Annotated in this window: 23 protein-coding genes; 6 read left to right on the top strand and 17 right to left on the bottom strand. The window is 61.8% G+C overall.

Going from position 1 to position 21,231, the window contains the following annotated elements; genetic code table 11:
* Positions 1-15 precede the first annotated feature (15 nt).
* The 7 genes from RN347_RS05180 to RN347_RS05150 form a co-directional block, all read right to left on the bottom strand.
* Positions 16-870, bottom strand: coding sequence for a hypothetical protein (locus RN347_RS05180; protein ID WP_311960419.1), 855 nt, complete (start codon positions 868-870; stop codon positions 16-18).
* Positions 871-915: 45 nt separating this feature from the next.
* Positions 916-1,488: a hypothetical protein gene (locus tag RN347_RS05175; RefSeq protein ID WP_263584645.1), complete on the bottom strand. Its 573-nt coding sequence runs from the start codon at positions 1,486-1,488 to the stop codon at positions 916-918.
* Positions 1,489-1,513: 25 nt separating this feature from the next.
* Positions 1,514-2,368: a hypothetical protein gene (locus tag RN347_RS05170; protein WP_311960418.1), complete on the bottom strand. Its 855-nt coding sequence runs from the start codon at positions 2,366-2,368 to the stop codon at positions 1,514-1,516.
* A 57-nt stretch (positions 2,369-2,425) separates the two neighbouring features.
* On the bottom strand, positions 2,426-2,833 hold the full coding sequence (locus RN347_RS05165; RefSeq protein ID WP_311960417.1) for a hypothetical protein: 408 nt from the start codon (positions 2,831-2,833) through the stop codon (positions 2,426-2,428).
* Positions 2,834-2,904: 71 nt separating this feature from the next.
* Positions 2,905-3,960, bottom strand: coding sequence for an SDR family oxidoreductase (locus RN347_RS05160; protein ID WP_311960416.1), 1,056 nt, complete (start codon positions 3,958-3,960; stop codon positions 2,905-2,907).
* A 104-nt stretch (positions 3,961-4,064) separates the two neighbouring features.
* Entirely contained in the window at positions 4,065-5,678 is a 1,614-nt protein-coding gene (locus tag RN347_RS05155; protein WP_311960415.1) for a PQQ-dependent sugar dehydrogenase, read from the bottom strand.
* A 69-nt stretch (positions 5,679-5,747) separates the two neighbouring features.
* Entirely contained in the window at positions 5,748-6,014 is a 267-nt protein-coding gene (locus tag RN347_RS05150; protein ID WP_263584649.1) for a DksA/TraR family C4-type zinc finger protein, read from the bottom strand.
* A 385-nt stretch (positions 6,015-6,399) separates the two neighbouring features.
* Here RN347_RS05150 and RN347_RS05145 point away from each other — a divergent pair, with 385 nt between their 5' ends.
* Complete coding sequence (locus RN347_RS05145) at positions 6,400-9,270, top strand: EAL domain-containing protein (protein WP_263584650.1); 2,871 nt, start codon at positions 6,400-6,402, stop codon at positions 9,268-9,270.
* A gap of 10 nt (positions 9,271-9,280) precedes the next feature.
* Here the strand turns inward: RN347_RS05145 and nfsA are convergent, their stop codons facing one another.
* Positions 9,281-10,018, bottom strand: coding sequence for an oxygen-insensitive NADPH nitroreductase (gene nfsA, locus RN347_RS05140; protein WP_263584651.1), 738 nt, complete (start codon positions 10,016-10,018; stop codon positions 9,281-9,283).
* Positions 10,019-10,184: 166 nt separating this feature from the next.
* On the opposite strand from nfsA, the gene RN347_RS05135 reads away from it, so the two are divergent.
* Positions 10,185-10,973, top strand: coding sequence for a methyltransferase domain-containing protein (locus RN347_RS05135; protein WP_311960414.1), 789 nt, complete (start codon positions 10,185-10,187; stop codon positions 10,971-10,973).
* Between the two features lie 62 nt (positions 10,974-11,035).
* Here RN347_RS05135 and RN347_RS05130 read toward each other — a convergent pair whose 3' ends face one another.
* Entirely contained in the window at positions 11,036-12,097 is a 1,062-nt protein-coding gene (locus RN347_RS05130) for an NAD(P)-dependent alcohol dehydrogenase (protein WP_311960413.1), read from the bottom strand.
* A 173-nt stretch (positions 12,098-12,270) separates the two neighbouring features.
* Between RN347_RS05130 and RN347_RS05125 the strand changes: the two genes are divergently transcribed.
* A complete protein-coding gene (locus RN347_RS05125) occupies positions 12,271-13,158 on the top strand; it encodes an AraC family transcriptional regulator (protein WP_311960412.1) in 888 nt (295 codons plus the stop codon).
* Between the two features lie 8 nt (positions 13,159-13,166).
* On the opposite strand, the gene RN347_RS05120 is transcribed toward RN347_RS05125, so the two are convergent.
* Positions 13,167-13,592, bottom strand: coding sequence for a VOC family protein (locus RN347_RS05120; RefSeq protein ID WP_263584655.1), 426 nt, complete (start codon positions 13,590-13,592; stop codon positions 13,167-13,169).
* Between the two features lie 117 nt (positions 13,593-13,709).
* On the opposite strand from RN347_RS05120, the gene RN347_RS05115 reads away from it, so the two are divergent.
* Positions 13,710-14,579 (top strand): LysR family transcriptional regulator, encoded by an 870-nt coding sequence (locus tag RN347_RS05115; RefSeq protein WP_311960411.1) that lies wholly within the window; start codon positions 13,710-13,712, stop codon positions 14,577-14,579.
* Positions 14,580-14,633: 54 nt separating this feature from the next.
* Positions 14,634-14,867 carry a DUF3820 family protein gene (locus RN347_RS05110; RefSeq protein ID WP_263584657.1) on the top strand — a complete coding sequence of 78 codons (234 nt, stop codon included), beginning with the start codon at positions 14,634-14,636 and terminating at the stop codon, positions 14,865-14,867.
* Here the strand turns inward: RN347_RS05110 and RN347_RS05105 are convergent.
* The 4 genes from RN347_RS05105 to RN347_RS05090 form a co-directional block, all read right to left on the bottom strand.
* Positions 14,864-15,202 (bottom strand): hypothetical protein, encoded by a 339-nt coding sequence (locus RN347_RS05105; RefSeq protein WP_311960410.1) that lies wholly within the window; start codon positions 15,200-15,202, stop codon positions 14,864-14,866. The two genes, RN347_RS05110 and RN347_RS05105, sit on opposite strands and share 4 nt — an antisense overlap.
* A 16-nt stretch (positions 15,203-15,218) precedes the next feature.
* A complete protein-coding gene (locus RN347_RS05100; protein WP_311960409.1) occupies positions 15,219-15,692 on the bottom strand; it encodes a metallophosphoesterase family protein in 474 nt (157 codons plus the stop codon).
* A 6-nt stretch (positions 15,693-15,698) separates the two neighbouring features.
* Positions 15,699-16,328 carry an SDR family oxidoreductase gene (locus RN347_RS05095; RefSeq protein ID WP_311960408.1) on the bottom strand — a complete coding sequence of 210 codons (630 nt, stop codon included), beginning with the start codon at positions 16,326-16,328 and terminating at the stop codon, positions 15,699-15,701.
* Positions 16,329-16,414: 86 nt separating this feature from the next.
* Positions 16,415-17,029 (bottom strand): flavin reductase family protein, encoded by a 615-nt coding sequence (locus RN347_RS05090; RefSeq protein WP_311960407.1) that lies wholly within the window; start codon positions 17,027-17,029, stop codon positions 16,415-16,417.
* 193 nt (positions 17,030-17,222) lie between these two features.
* Between RN347_RS05090 and arfB the strand changes: the two genes are divergently transcribed.
* Positions 17,223-17,636, top strand: coding sequence for an alternative ribosome rescue aminoacyl-tRNA hydrolase ArfB (arfB, locus tag RN347_RS05085; RefSeq protein ID WP_263584662.1), 414 nt, complete (start codon positions 17,223-17,225; stop codon positions 17,634-17,636).
* 183 nt (positions 17,637-17,819) lie between these two features.
* Here the strand turns inward: arfB and RN347_RS05080 are convergent, their stop codons facing one another.
* The 3 genes from RN347_RS05080 to corA form a co-directional block, all read right to left on the bottom strand.
* Positions 17,820-18,866: a proline racemase family protein gene (locus RN347_RS05080; RefSeq protein WP_311960406.1), complete on the bottom strand. Its 1,047-nt coding sequence runs from the start codon at positions 18,864-18,866 to the stop codon at positions 17,820-17,822.
* A 92-nt stretch (positions 18,867-18,958) separates the two neighbouring features.
* Positions 18,959-20,128, bottom strand: coding sequence for an alcohol dehydrogenase catalytic domain-containing protein (locus RN347_RS05075; RefSeq protein ID WP_311960405.1), 1,170 nt, complete (start codon positions 20,126-20,128; stop codon positions 18,959-18,961).
* A 98-nt stretch (positions 20,129-20,226) separates the two neighbouring features.
* Positions 20,227-21,195 (bottom strand): magnesium/cobalt transporter CorA, encoded by a 969-nt coding sequence (gene corA, locus RN347_RS05070; protein ID WP_311960404.1) that lies wholly within the window; start codon positions 21,193-21,195, stop codon positions 20,227-20,229.
* Between the last annotated feature and the right edge of the window lie 36 nt (positions 21,196-21,231).

Here is a 21,231-nt window from a genome sequence, read left to right as displayed (position 1 = left end):
TCGAACGGCAGCGCTCTACCCCTTTAGCCGCTCTTCGTGGGTTTTGACGTAATCGGGATCGATCCGTTTGCGCAGCTTCTGGCACAGGAAGTAGACCAGTGACCCGATGGCAAAGGCGATGGCAATGGGCACGAAGATGGCCAACAACCCGGTCAATAACCCGAGCCCGTAAGCATCGGCGAGCGGAACCGAGTAACGGATCATCAGCACCAGGCTCAATAGTATCGAAGGGCCAACGATCAACGCGTGGGCCAGAAAGTAGCGATAGAAATAGCTCCGGCCGTATCGTGTGTAGACGCCGTCGATATCGACCTTGATCTCATTTTCCTCGTCGCTTTCGAGCTTGAGCAGGATGGCCTCGCGCTTTTTCTTCAGCGCCAGCGGTGTCCCCTCAAACGTCTCAAAAGAGAGCTCAACTACGTGCGCCTCGAAGGGCTTGCCAACAAAGGGCATGAAGGTGTATTCCGTATCCAGTGGCCTGATGAATTCAAAGTCGCCAATGCTGTGGAAATACAGCGTGGTTCTGCCGTTATACGTGGCATAGGAGACTGCCTGCTGCTCCATGACGCCCTTGATCATCGTCACTCGATCCGCCGTCTTGAGCCTTCGCTTTGTCCCCTCCCGGATCATCCCCCGCGCGATATATCCCAGAAGCCCTGTCGTTGCCGCCGCGATTAAAACGCCCACGATTTGAAAGCGGATCAAAAGCCCCAGCGTGAGCACTAAAAGCGCAATGCCCATCAGCCCGAACACGGCGCCGACGATGGCCGTCACGTGAAGCCCCATACGCTTGTAAAGCGCCACCTGGCGAACGTGGAACCGCTCGTTGGGCGTCATGGCGCGCTCACCGACCACACTTTCCTTGCCCATCAACTGCTCCCTCGATAATGCGTTACCGCTGCTCGACATGCTTCGTTACCTAGAGCCGCGCTTGTCGATATCGACCTGCCCATCAATGTAGAGCGCGATGGCCTCGGGATCCTGGTACTTATCGATCCACTTGTGTTTCTTTGGGTAGGTATGAATAAAGACCACCTCGGCCTCCATCTCGCGATCTTCGTTTTTCGGAGGAACGAGGTCGACCATAAAGGGGGTTCTAAGCGATACATCGCCGACGAAGTACTCCCTCCAACCACTAGTCTGTGGGCCGCCTGTTCGGCTCACAGAGTGAAAATATCCCGTGATTCGGTGCACTTCCTCCCCCAGCACGACTTTTCGACCGATCTCTACCTTAATGATGTACCAGGCGACGATCACGCCGAACAGCGCGATGCCGAAGAACATCAGTGGTGCGCTAGAGCTCATTTTCATGACGTAGGCGTTTCCCAAAACGACCCACAGCACGCCGGCAACGGTCAGCAGCATTAGTAGGCCGATCAAAATATTCAGGCGCGCTCGCCAGCGTCGAAGCTCGATCACTTGTTCGGCGTAGGCGCGTTCACGGGGCGTCATGGCTCTTGTATCAGCGGTATCCACGTTGCGTGTCATGGCTCTCTCTTCGTATCGTTGAACGTTAGCCCTTCAATAGCTCTTCCGGCGTCAAACTCTGGTAATCAGGGTCCAGCCCCTTTCTCAGTTTCCTGTAGAGAACCTCAAGCAATTCGTACATCAAGCCGCCCGCAATAATGGAGAGCAGCATAATTCCCATGAGCGCCCAGAACGTGAAGAGCTCGAATTTCACGATGAAATAGAACGCGAGCCCAAGGCTCAGGAACATGGGCGGGAGGCTGAGAAGATTGAAGCGCCAAGCCTGACGTTTGAACACCTTTCGCCCGTACTTCTCGAAGGCGCCGTCGAGGTTGATCCGGTCGCTCGCGTTGTCGCGGTCTTTCAAATTAAAGAGCAGCGCCTCGTCGATCCCTTCATAGCGCTTGCTCAAATTCAGCGGCGGGTACATCCGTAGAAAGAGGGCGTGAACCTCGATGACATGGCCATTCAACTTCTCGAGGAGGTCATACGACCCTGGCGGACCGTGCAGCAGCGCGTTGCCGATGTAATATTCGTTGACGTAGTTAACCCCGCCGGCGTTGCTGGGCACACGCTTTTTGAGCACGGTCAAAACGCCGCGAATGATGGCGACGCGCGGGTCGATGCGCAGGCGACGTTTATAGCCCAGCCAGAAGATAAAGGCCCCGCCAAGCATCTGGCCCACCACTAAAAAGACGATCAGCAGCCACGCGACCGTCTCCATCCACGGGTCATCCAGATAAATGACGACGCCAAGCCCCACTCCCGAACACAAAAGCAGTACGCCCACGCCCATTAAAAACCAGAAGAGATAGCGGTGCGTGGCGACCACTTGTTTCGCGTAATGGTACTCGTGCCGGGTGATCAGCCGCTCACCGATGATCGCGCCATGAACGTTCATCCCGGTGCCCTCCTTCAACGCCATTGAGTAATATCGCCTATCAAAAGTACGGCTCGCTCAGCGCTTGAACGGCCGGTGTTTCTCATGGATGAACTCAACGGAGTGCTCAAAAAGCTCCCGAAGGTGCGCCTTGGCGGTGTCAGCGGTGACGATGTGAAAGTCGCGGCTCAAGGAGCGGCGGCCCAGCAGGTTGAACACGCCGGTTTTGGCCACGACGTCGAGATACAGAGAGCCCCGGCGCTCCGCCTCGATCGGGGTGAGCATAAAGATCGCATGGGGTCCCTTACGATCACCGAGCACGAATTCGAAACCGCCGCCCGCGCCCAGCTCTTCGAACAGCGCGACCTCGTGCGCCCAGGGGTACTGGTCGATGATCTCGCAGGCCTTGTCGTAGCTTTGGGTATTGAGTCGGCGATGGACGAACTCGCGGTTGTCGGTGTAGTGGGAATACGTGATTCGAACCATCGAGCGGCCTGCGGGTGGAAATAATTAAGCGCCTAATTATATACCATCAGCCCCCGCAGGCCGAACCGGATTCAGGGCTGGCCGCTGCCGCCGGCGGCGCCGTAGACGTGGCCGGTGGTGAAGCTGGATTCCTGAGAGGCGAGCAGCACGTAGACGCCGGCAAGCTCGACGGGCTGGCCGGGACGGCCGAAGGGCGTATCTTCACCGAAGGTTTCGACGGCGTCATCCGGCTGGCCGCCGCTCGGTTGAAGCGGTGTCCAGAACGGGCCCGGGGCGACGGCGTTCACGCGAATGCCCTTTTCGGCCACCTGTTTGGCCAAGCCCTTGGTGAAGGCGATGATCGCCGCCTTGGTCATCGCGTAATCGAGCAGGATCTTCGGCGGATCATAGGCGACCACCGAGGAGGTGTTGATGATCGCCGCCCCGGCGCCCAAATGCTCCATCGCCGCTTGGGTAATCCAGTACATGGCGTAGAGATTGGTTTTCATGGTGGCGTCGAAGTCCTCATTGGACATATCGGTGATCGACGCTTTCCACTGCTGACGCGCGGCGTTGTTGACCAGAATATCCAGCCCGCCCAAGCGTTCGACGGCAGTTTCGACCAGCTCGCGGCAGAACTGCTCGCTTTGAATGTCGCCGGGGATCGCCACCGCCGTGCGCCCTTCCGCCTCGATCAGTTCGATCACTTCGCGGGCGTCAGACTCTTCCGCGTCGAGGTAGTTGATCGCGACATCCGCCCCTTCACGGGCGTAGGCGATCGCCGCGGCGCGGCCGATGCCGGAGTCGCCGCCGGTGATCAGCGCACGACGGCCGGCCAGCCGGCCGCTGCCCTTATAGCTCTGCTCACCGTGGTCCGGGCGCGGCTCCATCTCGCCGGCCAGACCCGGCCACTGTTGTGGCTGATTGGTAAACGGCGGTGACGGGTACTGGCGGGTCGGGTCCTGCTTTTCAAGCAGCGAACCGTCGCCGCCTTCACCGCCCGCGCCGCTTGCGGCGGTGGACGAAGAGCCACTTGCCGAGGATGAGGACTGCGCAAACGCCGGTGTGGCCATGGCTGCCGCCACACCGGTTGCCAAGCCGCCCACGATCTTGCGCCTTGTCGGGTCGAACGAATTGATTGGCTTCATCTTGACCTCCCTGTCATGAGTCGATGCGAAACGTCGATGTAAAAAGTCGATGCTCTTTGACTTTAGTCGCGATCGAACAAATGACCAACCGGCAGACGCCGTGATTAACCGTTGCCGCGTACCACCCGAATGAGCCGCCCTTCCGGGCTGTCGGTGAGCAGATACAAAGCACCGTCGGGGCCGGTGCGCACGTCGCGAATGCGCTCCTCGAGTTCGCCGAAAAGCCCTTCCACGTCCTCGGCCTGAGTGAGGTCATCGTTTAGCGTAACGCGGCGCACTTCGCGATCGACCAGCGAGCCGATCAGCAGATCGCCCTGCCATTCGGGGAAGAGTTCGCCGTCGTAGCGCGTCATGCCCGACGGGGCGATCGACGGCGTCCAGTCCAGAAGCGGCGGCATGGTGCCGGGGTACTCGGTGAACGGCGTAACCCGGGCACCGGTGTAATCGAGGCCGTGAGTGGCGATCGGCCAGCCGTAGTTGGCGCCGGGTTCGATGATATTGATCTCGTCGCCACCGCGCGGGCCGTGTTCGTGAATGATGACGCGGCCCTCACCGTCGACCACCAGGCCCTGTACGTTGCGGTGGCCAAAACTGTAGATTTCCGGGCGGGCGGTGTCATCGCCCACGAACGGATTGTCCCGAGGGGCGCTGCCGTTGGGGTTCAGGCGCACGATCGTTCCGATGTGGTTATCGTTGTTTTGCGCCTGCTCGCGGTAATCGAACCCGTCGCCCAGGGTCAATATCAAAGTGTCATCGGGTAACCACGCCAGGCGTCCGCCAAAGTGGGCAGCGCCGCGCTTGGCGGGCGCGACGCGAAAGATCTCTTCCACATTCTGCAGGGCGTTATCGACCAGCCGCGCGCGGGCCAGGCACGTATGGTTGGCGGTCAGGTCGCCGCAGGCGTAGCTGAGATACAGCGTTTCATTTTGAGCGAAATCGTTTGAGAGCAGCACGTCGAACAGCCCGGACTGCTTTGAGGCGAACACCGCCGGAGCGTTGTCGATGGCCACGCTCTCCTCTCCCGGCGTTATCCGCCGAAGCCGTCCGGGCCGCTCGGTGACGAGCATGTCACCGCCGGGCAAAAAGGCGAGCGACCACGGGTGTTCGAGACCCTCGGCCACAATTTCCAGTCGGTAATCAACCGATGCCGGCTCTTCGGCCTGGTCCTGGGCATGGGCCTGAGGCGGAGCCGTTGACGCCATGCCTACCGCCATCAGCGCAACGGCGGCCGTAGTTGCTGACGCCCCGCGGTGCGCGTGGTGCCGGCCGCGGCCGCGCAGCAGCGCAAGCGTCAGACCAGCGGCGCCAGCGCTTGCGAGCATTGCCACGAACCCAAGCGAGGTGCGGGTAGCGGCCACGAGCGTGGGCATCGGGGCGAAGTGGTCGACCAGATGAAAGGTCAGAAACAGCGCGATGATGGCCAGCAGCGGACAGAGTAGCAGCCGGTAGCGCCCGGCCAGGGCCAGCTGCGATATTAAAAGCGCCGCGCCCTGAGAGACGATGAAGCCTATAGAAAAGAGCAGCGCGTAGATCGGTGAGAAGGTGACCAGATCCCAGAGCGTGGTCATCACGCGGCGAAACGCGGAGACCTCGACGCCCATGGTCGAAAGCGCCGCCAAATTGGCTTGGGTCTGGATGATGCTGCCAAGCACGATGCCGACCAATAGCGCGATCGCGACATGCAGGCTGACGGTAAATCCGGGGGATCTTTTTTGCATGAAAACGCTCTTTCCAACGTGAGGTGCCACACCGAGGGTGGCCGCGAAACGTACCATCGACCAGGGCGCCTAACGCAGCTGGCTATCCTTACTGCCGCGGCGGTTGTAGCCGCTGGCGCGGCTGGCGTGCTTGTCCTGCTCGGTCTGGCAGGCGATACAGAGCCTGACCCCGGGCAACGCCTTACGCCGCGGCTCGGGGATCACCGCCTCGCACTCTTCGCAGTGATGGCGGCTTTCACCGCGGGGTAGCTGGCTGCGCGCCCACTCTACACCCTCTTCGAGCGTGCTTTCGATCTGCTCCTGCTCGGCGCCATCCTTTGCCCATCCACCGGCCATATCGACTCTCCTTGACTGTGTACTGACAGCGCATCAATGCGCCGCGGTTTTCGTGATCCTCCCCATGAGTATAGTGCCGCAGGCGCCTGGCTGCCTTGAGCGAAATACCGCCGATGCGCTTTCTTGCGCCGTTTTTCGCCATGCACCGAGATAACGCGGTTTTATCCGCTATTGAAGGTTTTAGCCCCTTCCAAAAGCCGATAAGCTGGCCTTTTAAAGAGCATCTTTTTAACAAACGTGTTTCATTAAAAAGTGTGTGGCGTGCCTGCGCCTGGCCGACACGCGCTAGAGAAACAGGTTTTGACAGGCAAGCGAAAACGGGCACATGCGTTTGTCATCACCTTCACTACGCTTTTAAGCGTTGCTTATCGGGAAACGTCTATTCATGCAGCCTAAGGCACACCGTCAGGCGCCTCGCTGGCTGAGCCTGACCTGGCGGGTACTCGCGCTTAGCAGCCTTTTGCTTTTGGTGCTGGTGGTGCTTTTCGTTTGTCTGGGTCAGTACTATTTGACCCAGCAGCTGGAGTCGACCCGCTTCCAGCATCACGAGCGCCAGCAGCGCGAAATTCATTTGGCCATGCAGCGCTCCAGCGACAGTCTGCGCCAACTGGCCGGGCTTGCCACGACCACGCCGGAACTGGGCGCCGCACTTGAAAACGACGACGTGGCGACCCTTCGCGCACTGCTGGGCGCCCAGTGGCCGACGCTGCAGCTCGAAGGCGGGGTGGATAACCTCTTCGCGTTCAACCGCCGGGGCGAGCAGGTCGTGCAGCTGGGCCACGGCGATGAAACGCCGATTTTCCCGGCGCGGCGCTGGATCGACGACGTGCTTAAAACGCAAGCCTCGATGTCGCGGCTGCGCTGCGCGCTGACCTGCCACCAGTTCGTCGCGGTACCAGTGCTGAACGACGGCGTCAACCAGGGGGTGATGATCCTTTCGCGCAACCTCGCCGAGACGATGCGCGAGGTCAAGGCGGTCTCGGGAAGCGAAATCGCCTTGATGGTGACCGGCAGCGACGACCACGATAGCGCTCAACAGGTGAGCATTCCCGAGTGGGAGGGCTACGTCGTCGCGCTTACACGCCCGGAGCAGGTGATGCCGGTTCTGCGTACGACCGCAAAAGACGTTTCGATCCATCAACTGGTCAACGCCCCCTATCGCGTGTCGCGCGACAACCGCCAACTCGAGGTGAGCGCCGTCTACATGCAGGATGACGGCGACTGGCGAAGCGCGGGCTACTTTCTGCTGATGGCCGACACGTCGCTGCAGCTGATCGCCATTGAGTCGGCCACCCGTACGCTAATGCTGGTGGGGGTGACCGGCGGAATACTCGCTGAGCTGTTGCTGCTGCTCATTCTGTTTGGGCCGATGGCCCGGCTTCGCCACGTTTCCGAGCTGCTGCCCTCTTTGGCGCGGGGAGAGTTCGACAGCGTGCGGCGTCGGCTCTCTTTTACCCACTCGCCCTGGCGCAACGAAATCGACGTGCTCGAGGAAGCTACCCGCGCTCTGGCGCTGCAGCTCAACACGCTCGAGGACGATGCCAAAGAGCGCAACGCCGAGCTTTCAAGCCGCGTCGAGGAACTCGCCGGCGAGCGCGACTTCGTCAACAGCCTGCTCAATACCGCCCAGGTATTCATCATCGCTCAGGACGCGTTGGGCTACATTCGCCTGGTCAACGGCTACACCTGCAAGGCCCTGGGGCTCGAAAAAGCCGATCTGATCGGCCGTCGGTTCGGCGAGGTGTTCAATCACCCTTACCCGATGATCCTGCCGCTGGTGGAGCGCCTTCGCCCGCTTAGCGGTGAGCCGCTTAGCGTCGAACGGCCCGCCCCGGAGGAGAGCACGTTCGAGACGATCAACAAGCAGCGCTCGACCGTTGCCTGGTATCACGCGCCTCTGAACCAGGCCCACAACGGAGGACTTTCCCGTATTACCGTGGGGCTGGACATTACCGAGCGCAAGATTGCCGAGGCGCGCCTGACCTGGCTTGCCGAGCGCGACACCACCACCGAGCTCTATAACCGCCGCTACTTCCAGGATGCGCTGCAGCTCTCGCTTCAGGATCATGCCGAGGTCGCCGTTTTGCTGCTCGATCTCAACCAGTTCAAGGAGATCAACGAGCTCAGCGGCCATCACGTCGGCGACTCGCTGCTCAAGGAGGTCGCCTTCACGCTCAGCGCCAACCTGGGCCAGCGTAGCACCATCGCCCGCCTGGGCGGCGACGAGTTCGCGCTGCTGATGACCGATATCGGCGGCGACCAGGCCATTGGCGTTGCTCAGTATATCGTTCAGCTGATCAACGCCATCGACTTCAGTGCCGGGGGCCGCAAGCACCACATTGGCGCCAGCGTCGGCATCGCGCTCTACCCGCTGCATGGCAATACGCCGGAGGACTTGCTGGCCAGCGCCGATATCGCAATGTACAAGGCAAAAGAGAGCGGCAGCCCCTACTGGCACTTGCTGTCGATAGTAGACAATGCGAAAAGCGAGCTTCAGGAGCGGGTCTACTGGATCGAGCGGATACGCGCGGCGCTGGAAACCGACGAGTTCGAGATCTGGGTACAGCCTATCATGTGCCTCAAGGATCACTCCGTGAAGCACTACGAGGTGCTTTTACGCCTGAGAAACGCCGATCAGAGCCTGGTGCTTCCGGCGCACTTCATTCCCATCGCCGAGCAGAGCGGGCTGATCACCCAGGTGGATCGCTGGGTGATCCATCACAGCCTGCAGGCGTTGACCGTGCTTCAGGAGCGCGGCATTACGCTGGCGCTCAATCTGTCCGGGCAGTCACTGCACGACCACGGCCTGCGCCAGTATCTGACCCAGGCACTTCAAACCCACCGGGTCGACCCATGCCGTCTGATTCTCGAGGTGACCGAAACCGCCGCGATCACCGACTTTTCGATTGCCCACAACGTGCTGCAAAAACTGCGCGAGCTGGGTTGCCAAACGGCGCTGGACGACTTCGGCGTGGGCTTTAGCAGCTTCCACTACCTGGGCCAGCTACCGGTGGATTACATCAAGATCGACGGCTCGTTCATCCGCAACCTGCTGACCGACAGCGACAGTCAAACCATCGTCAAGGCGATCGCCGATATTGCTCGCGGGTTCGGCAAGCAGACCATCGCCGAGTTCGTCGACCAGCAGGCGCTGGTGCCGGTGCTACAGTCCCACGGTATTCATTACGCCCAGGGGTATCATTTGGGCAGACCCATGCCGCTGAGTGAGCTGCTCAACGACGTCACTCAGTGGTGATGGCCACCCCCTATTTCATTTCAAAGCCGCGCTCGATGAGAAACTCGCGCATGTGGGCGCGCAGCTTGGTTTCGAATAGCGGGGTCAAATTGTGCGACCAGTCGGTGTCCTTGTTGGCGCTGCTGCGTGCCTGGTAGTAGGCCCGCATGGTCTCATCGAAGGCGGCGACCTGCTCGCGGTCGTCCTGGTAGACGTCCTGCTTGAGAATCGCCTCTACCGGCAAACGCGGCTTCACTTCCGGCAGTTTGTCCGGCTCCGGATAGCCCAGGCAAAGCCCGAAAACCGGGTAGACCTGGTCGGGCAGCTCCAGCAGTTCGCTGACCGCTTGAGGGTTATTGCGAATACCCCCGATATAGCAGATCCCTAGGCCTTCGGACTCCGCGGCGACCACGACGTTCTGGGCGACCAGCGCTGCGTCGACGGTAGCGACGAGCAGTTGTTCGGTCATACCGGACACCACCTCGGCCCCGGCGCGCTCGGCCGCCTCGAGCGGGCGCTTCATGTCTGCGCAGAACACCAGAAAGTGGGAGGCGCTGGCGATATAGGGCTGCCCGCCGGCAAGCTCTGCGAGCTTTTCACGCTTTTCCGGTGCTTTCACGTCGATGATGCTGTAGGCCTGCACGTGGCTCGAGGTCGCCGCCGCCTGGCCGGCCTCGATCAGCTCGAGCAAAAGCCCCTGCGGGATGCTCTGATCACGAAACTTACGTACCGAGCGGTGGCTCATCATCTGCTTGATCGTGTCGTTCATGGTGCCTCGAGAAGTGGTCGATTGAGTAAAAACGTCGCGGCCCCTGCGCGCCGGCCGCGGTGGAAAACCCTCAGGATAGCGCTATTTGCCTGTTCATAAAGTCGCGCGTTGCGCACTATACTCATGAGAGTAGCGCGCCGTCTTTTTTCAGCCCCGGAAGCCCACCATGTCCGATACCTTTGAAGACCAGCCCCCGCAAGCCCCAGGACAGCGCTGGGATGCCCGCCAGTACGCCGACCACGCTGACTTCGTACCCAAACTGGGTGGCGACGTGTTCGACCTTCTGGCCGCGCAACCCGGCGAGCGCATTCTCGATCTGGGCTGCGGTGACGGCGCGCTGACCGAGCGCATCGGCAAGGCGGGCGCCGAGGTGGTCGGCGTCGACGCCTCCGAGGAGATGATCGAGGCGGCCCTGGCCCGCGGCGTGGACGCGCGACGCATCGATGCCTACCAACTGCCCTTCGACCAGGAGTTCGACGCGGTGTTCAGCAACGCCGCACTGCACTGGATGCTCGACCCGCAAACGGTGCTGGCCTGTATCAAGCGCGCCTTGAAACCTGGCGGGCGCTTCGTGGCGGAGTTTGGCGGGCACGGCAACGTTGCCGCCATCTGCACCGCGCTGATCGCTTCATTACAGTTTCGCGGCATCAGCGCCAAGCACCGCCATCCCTGGTACTTTCCCACCGTCGAGGAGTACGCCCACCTGCTCGAAACCGTTGGCTTCAAGGTCGATAGCATTGAGCTTATCGCTCGGCCGACGAAGCTTCCGACGGGCATGGCCAACTGGCTCGACACCTTCGCCAGCCCGTTTTTCCACGGCCTTGATGACGACATCAAGGAGACGGTGATGGACAACACGCTGAATTTGCTCTCCCACAGCCTGAGCGACGGTCAGGGTCACTGGAGCGCCGACTACGTGCGTCTGCGCGTGACGGCCCACCTGCCCACGGCGTAGCGCTAACGGCAAAAACGCCACCCGCGGAGCGGGCGGCGAATATCAAAGCACGATGTACAAACTCAGGTTTGGGCGTTTGTAAGCGTCGCCATGTCGATCACGAAGCGGTAGCGCACGTCGCCTTTCTCCATCCGCTCGAAGCCTTCGTTGATGTCGTTGATATCGAGCATCTCGATATCGCAGCTGATGCCCTGCTCAGCGCACAGCGTCAAAAGCTCTTCGGTTTCGGCGATACCACCGATCAGCGAGCCTGCGACCACGCGGCGCTTGAACACCAGATTGAAGGCTTCGATCGCGGGTTCGATCGGCTCCAGCAGACCCACCAGAATGTGCGTGCCGTCATACTTGAGCGAGGCGAGATACGGGTTCAGGTCGTGCTGGACCGGCACGGTGTCGAGCATGAAGTCGAACGTCTCTGCCACCGCGTCCATCTGCGCCTGGTCGCTCGAGACCACGACGTGGTCGGCGCCGTTGCGTTTGGCCTCCTCGACCTTGGCGCTGGAGCGCGTGAACACGGTGACTTCCGCGCCCAAGGCCTTGGCAAGCTTCACGCCCATGTGACCAAGCCCCCCCATGCCGATCACGCCGACCTTGTGGCCCTTACCCACGCCGTGATGCTTCAGCGGCGAGTAGGTCGTGATACCCGCGCACAGAATGGGCGCCGCCGAGGCCAGATCGATGCCGTCCGGCATTCTGAGCACGAAATGCTCGCTGACCACGATCGCATTGGAGTAGCCGCCCTGGGTGATCGTGCCGTCCTGGCGGTCGGGGCTGCCGTAAGTCATGGTGAAGCCTTCCAGGCAGTACTGCTCCACGCCATCCTTGCAGGCGCTACAGGTGCGACAGGAATCGACCATGCAGCCTACCCCGACCAGATCGCCCTGCTTGAAGCGGCTGACTTTCTCGCCCACCGCCGTCACGCGGCCGACGATCTCGTGACCCGGCACGACCGGATACTGGCTCATGCCCCAGTCGTTGCGGGCGAAGTGCAGATCGCTGTGGCAGACGCCACAGTAAAGAATCTCGATGGCGACGTCGTCGGCGCGCGGTGCACGGCGCTCGAAGCTGAAGGGAGCCAACGGTTTATCGGCGGCAAACGCGGCAAAGGATTGTGTCTGACTCATGAGCACTCCTGATAGGGTCAATCGTGAGTGCTGATTATCGACCCCTGGGCGGCGTTTTACGATGCAGGAAGCTACGTGGTTTTTGCTCGTTTCTCCATAACTGCGTGATCAAGTAACAATAAAGCGGCCAAAAATGGCACAATATTTTGAAATTTCCTGCCTGGAGACCTTTCATGGTCACCCCTTTCCATACCTCGACGCCGCTGTCGGCGCTCGTTGCCGCGCTGATTCGCCATGATGGCTTCAACGCCACGCCGCTGGAGCAGGTATCACTTTTATACCTGGGCCGTCATCAGCCGCGCACGCCGCTGATGTACGAGCCCAGCCTGATCGTGATCGCCCAGGGGCGAAAGACAGGCTATCTGGGTGACCGGGAAATCCATTACGACCCGGGCCAGTATCTGGTACAAACGCTGCCACTGCCCTTCGAGTGCGAAACCCACGCAAGCGTCGAAGCGCCACTGCTGGGCGTGTCGATCAAGCTCGACCCGGCGCTTTTGGGCGAACTGACCAACGCCATGGGCCAACCTCCGCCGGTCGAGGCGTCTCCCCAACCCATGGCATCGGTGGCGATGAGCGCTACCATGCAGGGCGCGATTATCAGGCTGGCCGAAACGCTGGGGGATACGGGAACGTGCCGAGCCATGGGCGCGGCGCGCATTCGCGAGGTGGTGTTCGAGGCGCTCAAAGGCGAGCAAGGCCCGGCGCTGCGCGCGCTGGTACAAGGCCACGGGCATTACGGGCGCATCGTGCAGGCACTGTCGACGCTGCACGATCATTTCGATCAGGAGATCAGTGTCGAGGCGCTAGCGCGACGGGTGAACATGTCCGGGTCGGCGTTTCATCAGCACTTCAAGCAGATCACCCATACGTCGCCCGGTCAGTACGTCAAACGCCTGCGCTTGCTGAAAGCGCAGGCGCTCTTGGCCGGACAAAGCCATAACGTCAACCAGGCGGCACTGGCGGTGGGCTATCGCAGCGCCGCTCAGTTCAGCCGTGACTACAAGCGCTACTTCGGCCACACGCCGCTGGCGCATCGCCAGCGCGAGCGCCAGGTCTGAACGCGGCTCTATTTGGCGAAAATCTGGCTCTTGTCCTTGAACGCCTTGAACTCGAGGGCATTGCCGCAGGGGTCGAGCAAAAACATGGTGGCCTGCTCGCCGACCTGGCCCTTGAAGCGCACGTAGGGCTCAATGACGAACTCGATACCCTGGCTTTTCAGCCGCTCGGCAAGCGCTTCCCACTCGCTCCACTCCAACAGCACGCCGAAGTGCGGCACCGGCACATCGTGACCGTCTACCGGGTTGGTGTGGGCACTCTCCTGGCCCGGGGTTTTCGGATGGCCGTGAATGACCAGCTGGTGACCGAAAAAGTTGAAGTCTACCCAGTTGTCGCTGGAGCGGCCCTCTTCGAGACCGAACACGTCGTTGTAGAACGCTCGCGCCAGCGGCACGTCATAAACGGGGATGGCGAGATGAAAGGGAGATAGGCTCATGGCAGGCTCCTCTAAAGGGTAATCAGTGCGTCGGTTGCGCAAAAAATCCATGCTAGGCCGCTTTATGCCAAAATAAAATCAATATTTTTTTGGCAGATTTACAAAAAGGATTGATCAATGATCCGCGAACTCAGAACGCTTTTGGCCGTGGCTCAGGCGGGTACGTTCGCCGGCGCCGCACAAAGGATCGGCCTGACCCAGGCCGGCGTAAGCGCCCAGATCAAGCGGCTCGAGGAGCATTTGGGGGTGGCGCTGTTCGAGCGCCAAGGGCGCAACTCGCAGTTGACCCACCAGGGCCAGGAAGTGCTGAGCCAGGCGCAGGAGCTTATCGCCCTTTACGGCCAGCTTGGCCTTGCCGGCGAGCGGGCCGAGACGCAAACCGTGACCATCGGGGCGATCGCTTCGATGCAGCGGCTGATACTGCCCCAAACGCTCGCCCACTTTCACCAGACCCACCCGGCGTGCAAAACCCGCGTGCTACCCGGGCTTTCCATGGCGCTGCTGGATCAGGTAGATATTGGGGAGCTCGACATGGCGATCATCATTCGCCCGCCTTTCGCACTGCACCGCGGCCTTTGCTGGCACACCCTGGCGCGGGAGCCGTTTCAGCTGCTGGTGCCCGCCGGGATCGAAGGCGATGATTGGCGCGCCCTGCTTACCCGCCACCCGTTCATCCGCTACGAGCGCACGTCGTTTGGCGGGCGCCAGGTGGAGCGCTTTTTGCGCGAGCAGCACTGCCAGGTGGAGGACGTGTGCGAAGTGGACGAGCTCGATGCCATCGTCGCGCTGGTGGCAAGCGGGGTCGGCGTGGCGCTACTGCCCGCCTCGAAAGCGCTAACGCACTGGCCTGATCAGGTGCGCGCGATCGAATTGCCTACGCCGGATTTCTACCGCGAGATTGGCCTGGTGCACCGCGGCGCCGGGCTCTCCACGCCCAGCGCCCGTGCGCTTGCCGAGATGCTGGCCGCCGGCGCCGACACCCAGTAAGCTTTTGCCCATCGATGGCCCTCTCGGCCAACCACGACCCCTTCGGAGCGCACTGTGAACCCGGAACATCTGGAAAAACTCGTTACTCACACCATGCCCTACGGCAAATACCAGGGTTGGCTCATCGCCGACCTGCCGGGGCCTTATTTGAACTGGTTCGCGCGGGAAGGCTTTCCCAGCGGTGAGATCGGCACACTTCTGGCGCTGATGCACGAGATCGACCACAACGGCCTTGGCGAGCTTTTGACACCCCTTCGAAAGCGACCCGCCACGGCGCAGCGCCGCTAGCGGTTAGCCAATGCCTGAGCGAACTCGTTGCGGTACGCGTCTTGCTGTAAAGAAGGATCCAAAGGAAAGCGCTCGAGGGTGCGCGCCAGCTCGAAAAAGCCCTGGCCGGGTACGGCGTCGCGCCGGCTGACCACCAGGGCGGCAATGAACGGCCGGCCGCTGGCCGCGTCTTCATGCATGAGCGCTTCCAGCGCTTGGGTGACCCGGGCAATGGTGCGCGGCGGCTTTAATTCCAGGGCAGTGGCCACCTGTTGATAGGTCAGCGGCAGCGCACTGGCCGGGGTATCTGTCAGCAGGGTTCGCACCGCATCGGTGAGTGAGGCGGATGATGCCATCGGTCTACTCCAGGCGCTAAACGGGCAGATGAAGAATGGCGTGGCGCAAATGATGCTCACCACACCAGAGCTTCCCAAGCGTGAGCGGAAGCTTGAAGCGGCGCTTGCCCGCCGCGCCCGGGTTGAACAGTAAACGCCCATGGCGCCATGCGTGAAAGGGCTTGTGCGAGTGGCCGTGCAGCACCGCGTCGCAGTCGGTGGCCTCGTCGAAATCCTCGAGCCGGTGCACCAGATGCAGGCGCCAGCCATTGACCTCGATATGTTCCGTCAGCGGCAGTCGCTTGGACCACTGGGCGGTATCGATGTTGCCACGAACCGTGTAGACCGGCGCAAGCGCTTCCAGGCGTTCGAGGATCATGGCGTCCTCGGGTTTATGGCCCACGTCGCCCAGGTGCAGGATCAGCCCACAGCCGTCGAGAAGCGTCATCGCCTCATCGCGCAAGAGCCCGTGGGTATCGCTGATCACCCCGACCGGGGCGTCGAGTTTCATCCACGCCTACCCGAGAAGCTCGTCAATGGAGCGCTCACCGTTCAAGAGCGTCACCGAGCGATTCTCGAACGCCGGGTGCTGGCTAACGTGAACGAGGGCGTAGGCGACATCCGCCCGGGTAATCGAACCGCTCGGGGAGTCCTCTTTCGAGTCGGTAAACCCGTGGGTCGGGGCCTCATCGGTGAGCGGGCCGGGCTTCAGGATCACGTAGGACAGCCCGGAATTTTCCAGGTAGCGGTCGGCGGCGAGCTTGGCGACCATGTAGGGGCGCATTTTTTCCGAGGCTTCCAGCGGCTTCTCGGCGCGAATGGCGCTGACCATCAAAAAGCGCTTCAGGCCCTTCTCCCTGGCGATGTCTATGGTGCGCATCGCGCCGTGAAGATCGATCAACAGCGTCTTGTCCGGGCCGGTGTGGGGCCCGGAGCCGGCGGCAAATACCACTTCGCTACAGCCATCGAAGGCGTGGGCCATCTCGCCTTCGAGATCGCCGATGACCACGTCGATGCCGCGCTCGGTAAACCATGTTGCCTGGTCTTCGCGGCGCACCATGGCTCTCACGGCGATGCCGTTACTGTGCGCCTGCTGGCAGTACTGCTTGCCGATCTGGCCGTTCGCGCCGACTACGAGTGTCGTCATGGTGCCTCCCTGGGGGTTGCCTGAAGATGTTGAGTCAAGCTGGTGCTTGGCTATGAATGAGTAAATGCCGACGCCGAACGCTGAATTCAACCCGGCCGCTCGATCACGAAGCGGTCGGTAATACGCACGTAGTCGTTGCCCGCCAGCCGCCCGGTGGGCTTGAGCGTTTCCATATCGACGTGGCGGCCGTCCCAAATGTGCTCGTCCACGTAAATACTCTCGATGCGCGCCAGCACCAGCGACCCGGCCAGGGGGCTATCGCCAAAGCGTACGATATCGAAAAGTGTGCAGCCAAACGCCACGGGCGCGGCCTTGATGCGCGGCACGCTAAGCCCCGGCATGTCGGCCTTTTCGAGCCCGGCGTGTTCGAACTCGTCCTCACCGGCCTCGAGGGTGGCGCTGGTGGCGTTGAGCGCCTCGATCAGGTCTTCGCTGCCGACGTGCACCACGCACTCGCCCACCGCGTCGAGATTGTTCACTGTGTCCTTGGCCTTGCCCTCGCCGTCCAGAAGCGGGGAAAACGCCAGCACCGGCGGGTCGATGCTGGCGACGTTGAAAAACGAAAACGGTGCAAGATTGGCCCGGCCCTCGGCGTCGCGGGTGGCGACCCAGGCGATCGGCCGCGGGCAAACGGTGCCGGATAGCAGCCGGTAGATCTTGCCCGCGCTCAGCTCGTTGTCATCGATCGCGTAGTGTGGCATTGCATGCTCCTCGGTAAGACTCCCTGGATGACGCCCGCGCCCCGGCGGCGCAAATCGCATCGCGTGAAACGTTTCAAGATAGCAGGTGATCGCAAGCCGCGAATAATCCGACCCAGCGACTGTGTTTTAATGGACCTGTATCCATGGACCTGTATCAATGGACCCATATCAATGAACGATTCAGGGAGCCTTCATGCTGACGCTTTCCAACAACGTGACGCTTGCGGACTGGGAGATCACCCTTACCCAGATTCGCGCTCAGGGCGCCGGCGGGCAGAACGTCAACAAGGTCGCCTCTGCGGTGCATCTACGCTTCGATATCCAAAGCTCGACCTTGCCGGCGATCTACAAGGAGCGGCTGATGGCGTACTCGGATCAGCGCATCAGCAAGGAGGGCGTGATCATCATCAAGGCCCAAAGCCACCGCACGCTGGAGCTCAACAAGGAAGATGCGCTACACCGGCTCAAGGCATTGATTCTCGAGGCGGTCACGCCGCGCAAGGCGCGCCGCCCCACCAAACCGAGTAAGGGCGCCAAACGCCGCCGGGTGGACAACAAGACGCGCAAGGGCGCAATCAAATCGCTGCGGGGAAAGGTGTCGCACTAACGCGCTTTGGATCTCGAAGGATAGTGGCGCGCCACGACACCGGCGCTGGCAAGTGACCCGGGGCGGGGGGGCTTTCGCCAGGGAAGGCGAACGTAGCGTACAGGGAGGTATTTACAGCGCCCCCGCCCCGGGTGGCTTGCGAGCCCACCCAGGGCGATCACCGCAAAAGGCGATGTGGCCGATTCACTGGCCGCAATGCCGGTCGCTCAGGATGTGATGCAGCTCGCCACAGGCCACCATGGGGTCGTCGCAGTTGATCACGATGCGCGACTCGGCCAGCACGTAGCTGCGCCCGGTGATGGTGTTCTCGACCACCTGATACGCCCCCTCCTGATGCGTGCCGGTAAAGGTGCCGATGAAGCCGGTTTCGCGCAGCGACACCGTCTCGAGCCTGTCGCCCACGTTGAGCCGCCCCTCGTAGTTCATCAGCGCAAGCCTGGCCGACGTGCCGGTGCCGGTGGTGCTTCGGCAAATCACGCCGGGGTGCACGTAGGTCGTCGAGCGCGAGCGGATGTAGTCGTCGGCGACCGGCTCTTCGGGCCCCATGAAGTGCAGAAAGGGTAGCGGCCCCACGTCGCCCAATGTGTAGTGGGAGAAGCCGCGCTTGGCCTTGATCGCCTCGACGATCTTGTAGGCGCAGGCAGCCAGTGCGGCCTCCTCGTCGCGCACCAGTCGAAAGCCGAGCGCCTCGGCGTCGACCAGCGCGTAGAAGCCGCCGCTGTAAGCGATCGAAAACGTCACCTCGCCGATGCCCGGCACGGCAATGGTCTCGCGGTAGGTATCGATATAGCTTGGCAGCCCCTCACAGGTGACCCACTCCACCACACCGTCCCGAACCAGCGCCTCGATCTGAACGAGCCCCGCCGGGGCCTCGAGCTTGAAGCGCTGGATGCCTTCGCGTTTGGGCACCAAACCGCTTTCGAGCACCGCCGTGGCAGTACACAGCGTGTTCGAGCCGGAATAGATGGGGTAGCCCATCACCTCCATGATGATGTAGCCCGCCGCCGCCTCCGGGTGCGTGGCGGGCACGATCAGATCCACCGACATCTCGGGAATGCCGTAGGGTTCACCCAAAAGTAGCCGGCGCAGCCCGTCGGCGTCGTCGCGCAGGTACTCCATCTGCGCGCGTACGGTGTCGCCGGGCAGCGCATCGATGCCGCCGGTAACGATCCGGCTAACGTCGCCGCCGGCGTGGGTGTCCATCAGCTCCAGGGTGTGGCGATTGTTCACGGGCGGCTCCGGTCAGTGAGTAAAGACATGAGAGAGGTGATCGAACGTCGTTGCTTTCGACGTCGTTACCTTCGACGTCGTTACTTTCAAAATCAAAACTCTCGATCGAGCGCGTAGGCCGCCCCGTGGGCGTCCCACTGGGCGTCGGGCACGATCACGACCTTGCCGAGGTAGTCGCTGCCGCGGCTGACGAAGTAGCGCTCGGCGTCGTGAAGCTTCGAGAGTTTGAACGCGGCGTGCAGCACCGGCTTGAGCGCGCCGCTGTCGATCCAGGCCATGAGCTTCGCCGCCTCCTCCCGGGTGCCGTGGGAGACGCCGAAGATCTGCACCTGATAGAGATAGATACGCGTCCACATGATCTCGCTCACGTTACCGCCGCTGGCGCCGGCGATCGAGAGCCTGGGGTAGGTGGTGCGCGTGCTCATGTCCGCGATCATGGTGTCGATGAACCGGTCGGTCATCTCGCCACCGACCAGATCCATCACCGCATCGATCGGCGCACCGCCGGTGGCCTCGAGCACGCGCTCGACGAAAGCGTCGAGACCGCTTCGGTCGATCACCGCCTCGGCGCCGAGCGCCAAAAGCGCCTGCGCCTTGTCCGGCTGGCTAACGGCGAAGGGCACCGCGCCGATGACCCGGCAGAGCTGAATCAGCGCAGTGCCCACGCCGCCGCTGGCGCCGCTGACCAGCACGCGCTCACCCGCGCGCACGCCGGCGGCGGTCATCATGTGATAGGCGGTCTGATACGAGCACATGCCCATGGCGGCAAGCTCGGCGTCGGCAAGCGCCGGGTTCGAAATGGGATAGAACTGATCGGAAGGGGCGGCAACGTACTCGGCAAAGCCGCCGTCGGCGCCGTGGCCGTAGTAGTCCGGCGCCAGGTTGATGTCGGCGCGGGCGTCCGGGTAGAGGTTGAAATCCAAAAGCCCGCGCTCGCCAAGGCGCGCCTCGCTGACACCGTCGCCCACGGCCACCACCCGGCCGACAACGTCCGCGCCCTGAATACGCGGAAAGGTCAGCGTCGGCGTCCCGCCCATGGCAAAGGAGGTCACTTCCTCCTTGCCCCTGGTCGGGTAGAGGCCTTCACGCGCCTTGCGGTCGGTGTTGTTCTTGGCCGTGGCGGTAACCTGCACCAGCACCTGGCCGGGGCCCGGGCGCGGGGTCGTGACGTCCTCGCGGTACACGAGCTTTTCGACATCGCCGTGGCCGGTCAAGAGCATCGCGGCCATGGTGTCGGGAACGGTTGCGCGCGCGTTGACCATAAAAGGTCTCCTGTCTCGGTACGTGAGGTGGGTTTGAATGACCATATCAAACTTTCCACCCCGCTCAATCCCCCGGCCGGGCCATTATTTAACGCAGGTCAAAACCACTTCTTGCGTTGGAAATACCACACCAGCATGCCGGCGATGAAGAGCATCAGCGCCCAGACGAAGAAGTAGCCGTAGCGCCAGCCAAGCTCCGGCATGTTCTCGAAGTTCATGCCGTAGATGCCGGCGATAAAGGTCAGCGGCACGAAAATCGCGGTGATCACCGTCAGTATGCGCATGGTGATGTTCAGCTGGTGCGAGGAGATCGAGATATAGCCGTCGACCAGGTCGCCGCAAATGTCGTAGTACATCTGCGTCAGGGTGTAGAGGCGCTCGAAGCGCTCGGCCACGTCGTTGATCGCGTGCAGGGTTTCGCTTTGATCCCGCGGCAGGTGCTCGTAGTCGTAGGCGGTCAGCTCCTGAGTGATGCCCTTGTGGTAGCTGAAGATGCGCCGCATTTTGACCAGTTTTGAGCGGTAGCTGATGATCTTGCGCATCAGCACATCGTTGCCGTCTTCCAAAAGCGCGTCTTCCAGGTCGCTCAGCGCAGTCTCGAACTCCAGCAGGCTGTCGCTGTAATACCCGGCCGAGGTGTACATGACTCTGAGCGCCGCGCGCTCCGGCGACTGCGCCAAAAGCGCATGGCCCTGAGCGTTGAAAAGCCGCTCGATACTCATCGCCTCGCCCGGATGCAGTGTGATCAAGAACCGCTCGCCGATGAAAAACGCGATCTGCTGAGGCACGAAGTTGAGCTCGGCATCGAAGGATGAAATGCCGCGGTAGATGATCAGCGTATGGTGCTCGAACTCCTCGATCTTCGGCGGATGGCGATCCTTGTGGGCGTCCTGAATGGCCAGCGGGTGGCACTCGAAGCGCTCCAGCAGTTCGCGCTCGACCTCCTGGGGTTCGCCCTGAAGATCGATCCAGATATGGCTGTCCGGGGTGCTGCGCCACTGCTCGATGAGCTCTTCGCCGCCGACCAAAAGCGCGCTGCCCGGCGTGGTTAACATGGTGCGAATCATCGCCTGGTCTTCCTTAAAACGTTTAAAACCGTGCCG

This window comes from Halomonas sp. PAMB 3264 (genome assembly GCF_031954245.1).
In the GTDB taxonomy this organism is placed as follows: Bacteria; Pseudomonadota; Gammaproteobacteria; order Pseudomonadales; family Halomonadaceae; genus Vreelandella.
Note: the sequence above shows the minus strand (reverse complement) of the source record. Positions and strands in the feature narration are given on the sequence as shown.

Coding starts and splice junctions, on each gene's coding strand:
- RN347_RS05180 (WP_311960419.1), bottom strand. CDS start 870: ATGGGCAAGGAAAGTGTGGTCGGTGAGCGCGCCATGACGCCCAACGAG.
- RN347_RS05175 (WP_263584645.1), bottom strand. CDS start 1,488: ATGACACGCAACGTGGATACCGCTGATACAAGAGCCATGACGCCCCGT.
- RN347_RS05170 (WP_311960418.1), bottom strand. CDS start 2,368: ATGAACGTTCATGGCGCGATCATCGGTGAGCGGCTGATCACCCGGCAC.
- RN347_RS05165 (WP_311960417.1), bottom strand. CDS start 2,833: ATGGTTCGAATCACGTATTCCCACTACACCGACAACCGCGAGTTCGTC.
- RN347_RS05160 (WP_311960416.1), bottom strand. CDS start 3,960: ATGAAGCCAATCAATTCGTTCGACCCGACAAGGCGCAAGATCGTGGGC.
- RN347_RS05155 (WP_311960415.1), bottom strand. CDS start 5,678: ATGCAAAAAAGATCCCCCGGATTTACCGTCAGCCTGCATGTCGCGATC.
- RN347_RS05150 (WP_263584649.1), bottom strand. CDS start 6,014: ATGGCCGGTGGATGGGCAAAGGATGGCGCCGAGCAGGAGCAGATCGAA.
- RN347_RS05145 (WP_263584650.1), top strand. CDS start 6,400: ATGCAGCCTAAGGCACACCGTCAGGCGCCTCGCTGGCTGAGCCTGACC.
- nfsA (WP_263584651.1), bottom strand. CDS start 10,018: ATGAACGACACGATCAAGCAGATGATGAGCCACCGCTCGGTACGTAAG.
- RN347_RS05135 (WP_311960414.1), top strand. CDS start 10,185: ATGTCCGATACCTTTGAAGACCAGCCCCCGCAAGCCCCAGGACAGCGC.
- RN347_RS05130 (WP_311960413.1), bottom strand. CDS start 12,097: ATGAGTCAGACACAATCCTTTGCCGCGTTTGCCGCCGATAAACCGTTG.
- RN347_RS05125 (WP_311960412.1), top strand. CDS start 12,271: ATGGTCACCCCTTTCCATACCTCGACGCCGCTGTCGGCGCTCGTTGCC.
- RN347_RS05120 (WP_263584655.1), bottom strand. CDS start 13,592: ATGAGCCTATCTCCCTTTCATCTCGCCATCCCCGTTTATGACGTGCCG.
- RN347_RS05115 (WP_311960411.1), top strand. CDS start 13,710: ATGATCCGCGAACTCAGAACGCTTTTGGCCGTGGCTCAGGCGGGTACG.
- RN347_RS05105 (WP_311960410.1), bottom strand. CDS start 15,202: ATGGCATCATCCGCCTCACTCACCGATGCGGTGCGAACCCTGCTGACA.
- RN347_RS05100 (WP_311960409.1), bottom strand. CDS start 15,692: ATGAAACTCGACGCCCCGGTCGGGGTGATCAGCGATACCCACGGGCTC.
- RN347_RS05095 (WP_311960408.1), bottom strand. CDS start 16,328: ATGACGACACTCGTAGTCGGCGCGAACGGCCAGATCGGCAAGCAGTAC.
- RN347_RS05090 (WP_311960407.1), bottom strand. CDS start 17,029: ATGCCACACTACGCGATCGATGACAACGAGCTGAGCGCGGGCAAGATC.
- arfB (WP_263584662.1), top strand. CDS start 17,223: ATGCTGACGCTTTCCAACAACGTGACGCTTGCGGACTGGGAGATCACC.
- RN347_RS05075 (WP_311960405.1), bottom strand. CDS start 20,128: ATGGTCAACGCGCGCGCAACCGTTCCCGACACCATGGCCGCGATGCTC.
- corA (WP_311960404.1), bottom strand. CDS start 21,195: ATGATTCGCACCATGTTAACCACGCCGGGCAGCGCGCTTTTGGTCGGC.